This window comes from Priestia sp. FSL H7-0729 (genome assembly GCF_038005685.1).
GTDB lineage: Bacteria > Bacillota > Bacilli > Paenibacillales > Paenibacillaceae > Paenibacillus.
Map to the genome: position 1 here is coordinate 159,884 of NZ_JBBOTQ010000011.1, position 8,745 is coordinate 168,628.

The following is an 8,745-nucleotide window of genomic DNA, read 5'->3' on the forward strand; positions in this document are numbered from 1 at the left end:
AGGACTCTTCTGACTGTTCCATCCAATATCATGTTCGGACTGCACGCCGAACCCGGGGATCAATGTACGAATACGAGATATCCACCAGCAGGTTCAAGACAACATAGATAATGGATGTGAAAAAGACGACACCTTGCACCACTGGCAGATCCTTGGCCATTAGCGCATCTGCAATAATACGGCCGATTCCTTGTCTGGAGAAGACGGTCTCCACCACAACGGTTCCCGCAAGCAGATCACCGATCAACATGCCGATTACTGTTACGGCAGGGATCAGCGCATTACGCAGCGCATGGCCATACATGATGGCGCGCTCGGAAAGCCCTTTGGCCCGTAACGCCACAATAAATGGTTCATTGATCACTTCCAGCATGCTGTTCCGCACCATCCGTACGATAAACCCTGCACCCACGAGACCCAGTGTGGCTGCCGGAAGAACCAGTGAGCTGAACCCATCCGATCCCATCGCCGGGAACCAGCCAAGCTGTACCGAGAATAACAGGATGAGCAGGATTCCCGTCCAGAAGGTTGGCATGGAGATACCGAACAGTCCAACGAGCCGGGCGACGAAATCAATCACACCATTGCGATGAATTGCAGACAATACACCAAGTGTAATTCCGATTGTGATGGCAATGATTGAGCTGAGTGCGGTCAAAGCCAGGGTGGCTGGAAAATGTTCCAGTATTTTTGGCAAAACCGGATCTGAATTAATCATCGATTTACCAAAATCCCCGCGCAGCATATCACCAAAATAGTTCGCAAACTGGATGTAAAACGGCTGATCCAGTCCAAGCTGAACTCGCAGATTCTCAATCATCTCCGGGGTAGCCGAGGACGGGTCCAGCATGAGTAGCACCGGATCACCCGGCAGAAGATACATGATGCAGTACACCAGCACCGAAGCTCCAAAAATAACCAGAAGCGATGTTGCGAGTCGTGACAGTATCGTTTGAACCATACCGGGATATCTCCTTCCTGAATCGGGATTGGTCGTTCCTATAGTGCGTGTTCAAAAAGACCAGTTTTCAGTACCGAGAAGATGGAATGAAGCTAGAAATGAAGTAGCGGAGCGTAGGAAACTACGTGAGCAACTACAATGTTTCCAAAGGAAACATACTTCGTAAGTCTCCCGCTTATTTCGGCTGAATTTCATATTCGATGCTGACCATGCCATTAGGCATGACTCGTAATCAAAAGTGGACTTTTTGAACAACCTCTGTTAGGGCTGAATGCGGACGTCGTTAAAGAGTGGATAACCCAATGAATCGAATTTGATGCCTTCGACCTTTTTGGATGCTGCGATGGTATACGGGAAAACATAGATCGGCAGAATGACCGCTTGCTCAATCAGATATTGCTGAATTTCATTGTAGATCTCGACACGTTTATCCACGTCACTCTCAACGGCCCCCTGCTCCAGCAGTTCATCGATCTTCGGATCAGACAAACCGGATAGTGTCGGACGCTGGCCCTCTGCACTCGTATGATAGAAAGCATATAAGGCATTCGGATCGGAGTTGACCTGGCTATTCCCATAGAGATCATAATCCCAGTTCTGATAGATGACCGTTGCGATGTCTTTGGTAATTTCCACTTCAACAGCGATGCCCACCTGCTTCAACTGCTGCTGGATAATGGCGGCAATGTCATTGCGTTTCTCCCGATTGGGTGAACCATCGACATAACGCAGGGTCAGCTTCTGGCCGTCTTTGGCACGAATACCGTCAGCACCTTTCGCCCAGCCTTGTTCATCGAGCAGCTGATTAGCTTTGTTGATGTCCGGGTTGATGCTTCCTTCCAGCGATGCATCATAACCCAGGATTCCAGGGGACAGGGCAGACCACGCACGTTCGTAGTTGCCCAGATACAATGTTTTCACAATTGATTCCACATCTACGGCAGATTGTACCGCCTGCCTTACTTTCACATCATCCCAAGGCGCTTTGCGAAGATTGAAAAAGAGTGTGTACGGCAGTCCGACTGTATTGGCCTGCAGCAATTGCTGGTTCGGATCGTTTTTTAATGCAGCGATATTTTGCGGTGGAACCGTCTCGGCAGCGAGTACCTGACTACTCTGTACACTTCCGATACGTGTTGCTTCTTCCGGTACAATTTTGAATGTGATCGTGTCCACATGTGGCGCAGCTTTATTTTCAACCGTCTCAGGTCCCCAGTTGTAATCCTTGTTTTTGGCAACGACGATATCCGCATTTTCATCCCATTTCACAAAGGTATACGGACCCGTTCCCACCGGATTTTTACCCAGCTGGTCGCCAAATTTTTGGGCAGCTGTAGGAGATACGATCCCTAGAAGTGCCTGACTCAGATTGCCGAGGAAAGCTTGCGATGGTGATTCCAGATTTACCTTGATGGTATATTCATCAATGACCTCGGAGGAGCTATAGGGTCTAATCAGGGCTAGAGAATTGGCAGCTTTGGTGGCCGGATCAATCACTCGGTCCAGGTTGTATTTCACGGCTTCCGCATTAAACGGTGTACCATCGTGAAACTTCACGCCTTCACGCAGCTTGAACGTATAACTCTTGCCGTCCTCGGATAAGCTCCATTCCTTAGCAAGCCAAGGTTTGATGGAACCGTCCGGTAGCTGTACGACCAGATTGTCATAAATCGTCCGGATGGCACGTACCGTTACGGCAAGCCCACTGCGATGAGGATCCAGCGTATCCGGGGAAGTCGCGAGTGCAAACGTCAGGTTGCCACCTTCCGCTTGCCCGGCCTGATTCCCGCCTGAAGCCTGTGCTGCACCGTTCGTGCTGCCTCCAGCTGCTCCGCAACCGGATAATACCACCACCAATACTGCTGCCAATGCCATATATTTCATCCATGAGATAGACCTGTTCATATCGCTTCCCCCTCTGTGTATACAGGTGTCATTATAATGATGCTTATAGCTAATACTTGATATATCCTATGAGTTAAGTCGGTTTTAAGATAGTGTAAATTGAATAGTTTTATCTCAATTATGCCAGATCAGATACCACTTGCTCCCTGGCAGCCGTATAACGGTTAACCGGAATTTTCACCCCAAGGTTACCTCGCAATGTATCGTGTTCATAGTCCGTACGATACAGGCCGCGTTCTTGCAGAATCGGAACAACCAGTTCTACGAAATCAGACAATCCACTTGGCAGTTCGGACGCAATAATGAAGCCATCTGCCGCTTCCGTCTCGAACCATTCCTGAATTTTGTCAGCAACCTGCTCTGGTGTGCCCAGAAATTTGCTGCGTGGTGTTGCTGCCCGCAGAGCCACTTCACGCAAGGTCAACCCTTGCTCCTTGGCATCCTTCTTAATCTTGTCCGTGCCACTTCGGAAGCTGTTGCTTCCAATTCCGTTCAGCTCCGGGAAAGGCTCATCGAGTGCATATTGGGAGAAATCATGATGTTCGAAGAAACGTCCCAGGTAATCCAATGCTTTGTCAATCGTGACCAAGCTTGCGATTTCCTGATATTTCTGTTCAGCTTCCTCTTCTGTCCGTCCAACAATAGGATTGATACCTGGCAGAATGACAATATCCTGTGAAGAACGTCCATAGGAAGCGGCCCGTGTTTTGACATCCTTATAGAATGCCTGAGCATCTTCAATCGTATCGTGTCCGGTAAAGACAGCATCCGCTTCTTGCGCAGCCAGGTTTTTGCCATCTTCCGAAGAACCTGCCTGGAATATCACCGGCTGTCCTTGCCGTGAACGGGCAATGTTGAGCGGCCCCTGTACGGAGAAGAATTCTCCTTCATGATTAAGCGTGTGCAGCTTGGATGGGTCGAAGAATACACCGCTCTCTTTGTCTCTGACAAAGGCATCATCTTCCCACGAGTCCCACAACCCTTTGGTTACCTGCAGATATTCCGTAGCGATGCGATACCGTTCCGGATGCGTCGGGTGATTACTCTTGCTGTAGTTCTTCGCTGTACCTTCCAGCGGGGAAGTCACGACGTTCCAGCCTGCACGACCATTACTGATCTGATCGAGGGAACCGAACTGTCTGGCTACGGTGAACGGATCACTATAGGATGTCGAAAGGGTACCCACCAGTCCAATCCGTGAAGTAACGGCAGCCAACGCGGACAAGATACTGATCGGTTCGAAGCGATTCAGGAAATGGGGAATGGATTTCTCGGTAATATACAGACCGTCTGCGATAAAAACAAGATCGAACTTGCCTTCTTCCGCTTTCAGCGTCTGACGCTTGTAGAACTCAAAGTTAACGCTGGCATCTGCCTGAACTTCCGGGTGTCTCCATGTGGTATTGCTGCCTCCAATGCCGTGTACAATAGCTCCGAATTTCAAACTGCGTTTCGCTGTCATGTGCATTCCGCCTTCCTTGGATTAAAATCATCAAGTGAATGTTCAAGTGACATTGTGAACTGATTACATATACGAAATAACTTAAAAGTTAACTATTCCTATGAGTTTGGTTTGTTTTAATTTCACAAATCTTATCACTGCCCCGTAAAAGGGTCAACAGCGCGACTAATAGATTTTTTCTATATGAGTATTGAAGATGTGAATTAGAATCTTATACATCTCATCAAGTGTTGAGTTATGAACGTTCCAAACTGCTGTAAATATGCGATCTTGCGTCATACAGCAGCCGGAACGAGTTGTTCCAAAGGGATATATCGACTTCCGTCAGACCGTTGCTGCTTCGTCCGGTTGTGCCAGAAGTTCAGCCAGTTTCTCCAGATCAGGTTCCAGCAAAGCTTCAAACTTGCCGTCCCCTCCCACTTCAATAACGGGTACATGCCGAATGCCATATTTTGCTTCAAGCACATCTCGGAGCACGTCATTACCCTGCACTTCAATGTTCTCAAAAGGCTGGTTTCGCTCTGTCAGAAATGCTTTTACTTCTCCGCAGAAATGACAGCCTGTTTTGCTCCACAGCACGACTTTTTTGGTTGATGATGACATCGACATACCTCCTGATTGGTTTTAAGATCAAGGTCTGGACGCTTAACTATAAATGCTCTAGACCTTCAATTCCCATCTGTTAAATAAGAATTATGGCTCTAAATGTACTCCTGTGCCTTCCATGCGTCAATGGATCTGCTAATAGAATAAACCTATAACCAAATAGAAAGATTAAATTTTAAATTTGAGAGATGAATGATTTTACAGGAAAGATTCCCTATTATCCCTCCAAACCTGTTCAAAAGCTTGTTTCGCTAATACAGTGTAAAACTTGATTTGATCCGGACTTCGATCTATGGCCCACCTCAGGGTGTCAAAAGCTTTTAGAAGCAATATATGACTCGCTTGATTCAGTTCACGCTCTTGCTCTTGTATACTTGTCCCACAGCCTGTTAAGAACGCTTTCATTTCTTCCATGTCAGGACCCTCGCCCCGTAGCTGGCATTGCATGAGTTGAATGATATCGCCGTAAGGCACGACGGTGACCTCCGCATTGCCCCAGTCCAGAAGGGTAATCTCACCCGTAGAACTTACGATTGTATTCTTCAAGGAGAGATCCCCATGGCATAGGCCAAAGCGGAACTTTTGCATTTTCAATTGTTCGAACCATTGCCTTACGACTTGTGATTCCTTGATCGTTATGACACCAAGCTCGATCAGCGGGTCCTGCTCCGTCAGACTATTGATATTGTATTGCACATATCCGTGCCAACTGCCATCTGATCCTGGATGCGGGGGAGAGTAGAATCGATCCTGTACGGAATCGTGCAGTTCACTTCCGAAACCTGTTACCGGGATGGATTGCATACGTTGTGTGTACTCACCGAGCTTTCTCCAAATCACGGTTGCGGACAATGTCGTGTCCAAACCGTTATCCCCTTCCACAACTGTTTGAATCATATAGGCATGTTCAGCGTTGACTCCAACAGACAATGTCTGTGGACCAGGAATACCGGCACTCTCCGCTTGTTCGATGCACCATTTTTCTTTTACAAAGGTGGAATATGTATCTGGATCGTTCATGCGTACAATCACTTTATGACTTGCCGTCTCCACCAGGCAGACCTGATTAACAAAACCTTTACCGATAATATGATGTGAGCATGTTACTTTTTCCAGCAGAAAATCACTGGCAATCTGTTCAGCTTGTCTAACTACAGAATTCTTCATCCCGCATCCTCCCTATACCTATCTCATGATTCCAAGTTATGCTTGGTGATCGTTGTTGTTGGACATAGTGTAAAAGGAAATCGCTGATCTTTCAATGATTCGGATGCGGAATGAGTCAGAGCGATTCCACAGGATACCGCTGCATCTTTCATTCCGCATCATGCTGCTGTTTCGCATATACAGATCGCCTGACATTATAGATCCGGATTCAAGAGCTGTGGTGGGGCGATAATCGGCCAGCCTTCTTCCAACGAATTCAGCTGTTCCGCAGACACGCTGATAATATGCCCGGAATGTACACCCCAACGTTCTGAGGCATAGACCGATACGAATCGTCTCCGTTTGCCTCCGCTGATCTGATATCGAATCTCGGGTGCATCCACGGCGGCAACTATACTTCCCTCTGCCCAGGCATTGGAAGAACCTTGTGCCCCTTTATGCTGCACCTGATGGGCCTCCATCGGCCAGCCGTGCACTTCTCCCGCTAATATCAGTGCTTCTCCGGCGGGAATGGCGAGCAGGTCCGGTTTGGCAACCTGAACAGGAGATATTCCACGCGGTACAGGGATGTTCAACTTACGCCGCCGACCACCAGTTAACGTATAGACATCACCTTTGGCATCCGACAGGAACGAGCCTTCCGGGTAGAAGTCACAACTGCGTCTAAACTGTAGTGCCGGATCTTGGCTACCCTGCGTCGAGATTCGCTGACGTGGATCGATTGGGTTTGTGTCACCATCTTCTTGTTGACCGGATGGGGTACCAGAGGATTGTTGCCTCGCCAACCGGGAAGTCTCGGCAACCAGCGCATGAGGATCTCCCCACTTTTGACTATAAAACTGCTCGTTATCCTTGTTCACTACTGCAAAGTCCTGTTCACCCAATGCTTTCATGCTGACACTTCCGAAGTGATGGATAAAGGCATCACCGGCTACCGCAAGCTGGTATCCTGCCAGCTTCACCCGGATGATCCAGTCGTCATCTTCAAAATTTCCCACTGCGTACCCTTCGTCCAGATAACCTACCCGTTCCAGCAGCTCCCGCGAGAACAGCCAGCAGAATCCGACCAGCCGATCAGTGATTCGATGTTTGTCTGCATCCGGACGATTCTGTGTGGCGGCAAAGGACCACATCTCTCCTACCTCACGATACGGAACCTCGATCTGCTGATCCCCGCCAATATAGTTGGTCACCGGACCTACCACACCAATATTCGGATCACTGGCAAGACAAGTCATCATGTTATCCAGCCAGCCCGGAGTAACCAGCGTATCGTTGTTCAGCACAATGATATGTCGTCCTCTCGCCATCATCAGCCCATGATTGACACCTCCGGCAAACCCCCGATTCTGATCCAGGGCAGCAACCCTCACCATGCCGCCTTTGCGAAGCATGGCCTTGGCAGTTCCATCCTTGGAGCCATTATCCACCACAATGATTTCGAAGGGGGCAGGGGTATGCTTTTCGATACTGGATACACATTGCAGCACATACTCCCGCTGATTGTACGTGGGAATAATGATGCTAACTCCTTCAAAAACAAGACCAAATGAACTCTGTCCCTGGCGGACACCTTCGTCATATCCTCTACGATAACCCTGTTTGTAAAGCCTCGCTCTGGCTGTGCGGCTGCTTTTACCATTACGTCTGGATCTCCGCGTTGAGCGACGACCTGCTGCATGCAGGACGGCCTTGGCAGGTCGCGATGCAGCGCGCCGCATGGCAGGGCGGGCCGCTTTTTTTTCGTTGCTTATGCTGCCATTCCGATTATTTTCACTGCGGCTATGACGTTCTTCCCCGCGTTGTTGATCGGGTGTGATCATGTTGCTCCCTCCATTTCCACTCGTCCGCGAGGCCAACACGGCACATGACCAGCCCCCGGACGGTCCACTAGAGTTGAAGCTCTCCTGTTACCAGTTTGTCAGCCAAATGTCCAAAATCAAGAGCGACCTTGCCGAGTTCACCTGCGATTCGCCGACACAGAATGACCGCCGGAATACCCGCTGCCACCAATGCGATATCAAAGGCATGTTCTGCGGTGAGCTGCATCACTCTCGGAATGTCCATCACTCCCGCCATAGAACCAATGATGCCTGTAACATGAATCCCCCGGTTATGCAGCAGTGCCCCAAGCTCGGCAGCCTGACTGCCGATAAGCAGAACCCGCCGTCCTTGCAGCACCGGCAGCAACAACCCGGACTGGTGCAGACTGTAATTGATCGTGGAGCTGGTCAACTTCAGCCGGGACCAGTCGATCCCGAAGTGGCGCAATACAGGGAAGAGCAGCCCCTGGAATGTGGGCGCCCGCGAGATCGGGACGCCAACCCAGTCGGCGGCCTGTATGGCTTCCGCAAGCATCGCGCGGATGTCTGGCGTGGAGCATGGCACCCCTGCATAGGGCAGAAACGGTGCCAGCTCCTGCACTTCCTGGCCGGGCAGCACCGTATCAGCTGCCAGGGTAAGCAGTTCGCCATCTCCGAGGCGAACGACAGACAAGGGGCGCTGCGCATCCAGCGCCGCCACGATGTGTCCAGCCATCTCATGCGGGCTGGACAGCCGGGTCAGGCTGGGCGCGTATTGGCGAAATCCCGCCGCGATCAGATCTGCCGCCGCCACGGCAGGCAGAATGTGATCCGGCGGGATG

7 protein-coding genes are annotated in these 8,745 nt (G+C 49.9%); all 7 read right to left on the minus strand.

The window, feature by feature from the left end; genetic code table 11:
- Positions 1–28: 28 nt before the first annotated feature.
- A complete protein-coding gene (locus MHH93_RS22005; RefSeq protein WP_036605816.1) occupies positions 29–961 on the minus strand; it encodes an ABC transporter permease in 933 nt (310 codons plus the stop codon).
- Positions 962–1,222: 261 nt separating this feature from the next.
- Positions 1,223–2,866, minus strand: a complete 1,644-nt coding sequence (locus MHH93_RS22010; protein WP_500055759.1) for an ABC transporter substrate-binding protein — start codon at positions 2,864–2,866, stop codon at positions 1,223–1,225.
- A gap of 118 nt (positions 2,867–2,984) precedes the next feature.
- Entirely contained in the window at positions 2,985–4,328 is a 1,344-nt protein-coding gene (locus MHH93_RS22015; protein WP_500055760.1) for an LLM class flavin-dependent oxidoreductase, read from the minus strand.
- Positions 4,329–4,652: 324 nt separating this feature from the next.
- Positions 4,653–4,931, minus strand: coding sequence for a glutaredoxin family protein (locus tag MHH93_RS22020; protein ID WP_500055761.1), 279 nt, complete (start codon positions 4,929–4,931; stop codon positions 4,653–4,655).
- A gap of 201 nt (positions 4,932–5,132) precedes the next feature.
- Positions 5,133–6,101 (minus strand): aminoglycoside phosphotransferase family protein, encoded by a 969-nt coding sequence (locus tag MHH93_RS22025; RefSeq protein ID WP_500055762.1) that lies wholly within the window; start codon positions 6,099–6,101, stop codon positions 5,133–5,135.
- A 194-nt stretch (positions 6,102–6,295) separates the two neighbouring features.
- A complete protein-coding gene (locus MHH93_RS22030) occupies positions 6,296–7,924 on the minus strand; it encodes a glycosyltransferase family 2 protein (RefSeq protein WP_500055763.1) in 1,629 nt (542 codons plus the stop codon).
- Positions 7,925–7,991: 67 nt separating this feature from the next.
- Entirely contained in the window at positions 7,992–8,639 is a 648-nt protein-coding gene (locus tag MHH93_RS22035) for a GT-D fold domain-containing protein (protein WP_440391528.1), read from the minus strand.
- Between the last annotated feature and the right edge of the window lie 106 nt (positions 8,640–8,745).

Bases quoted from the DNA above. Each gene is read 5' to 3' on its own strand.
- MHH93_RS22005 (WP_036605816.1), bottom strand. From the start codon at position 961: ATGGTTCAAACGATACTGTCACGACTCGCAACATCGCTTCTGGTTATT.
- MHH93_RS22025 (WP_500055762.1), bottom strand. From the start codon at position 6,101: ATGAAGAATTCTGTAGTTAGACAAGCTGAACAGATTGCCAGTGATTTT.
- MHH93_RS22030 (WP_500055763.1), bottom strand. From the start codon at position 7,924: ATGATCACACCCGATCAACAACGCGGGGAAGAACGTCATAGCCGCAGT.
- MHH93_RS22020 (WP_500055761.1), bottom strand. From the start codon at position 4,931: ATGTCATCATCAACCAAAAAAGTCGTGCTGTGGAGCAAAACAGGCTGT.
- MHH93_RS22035 (WP_440391528.1), bottom strand. From the start codon at position 8,639: ATGGCTGGACACATCGTGGCGGCGCTGGATGCGCAGCGCCCCTTGTCT.
- MHH93_RS22015 (WP_500055760.1), bottom strand. From the start codon at position 4,328: ATGACAGCGAAACGCAGTTTGAAATTCGGAGCTATTGTACACGGCATT.
- MHH93_RS22010 (WP_500055759.1), bottom strand. From the start codon at position 2,866: ATGAACAGGTCTATCTCATGGATGAAATATATGGCATTGGCAGCAGTA.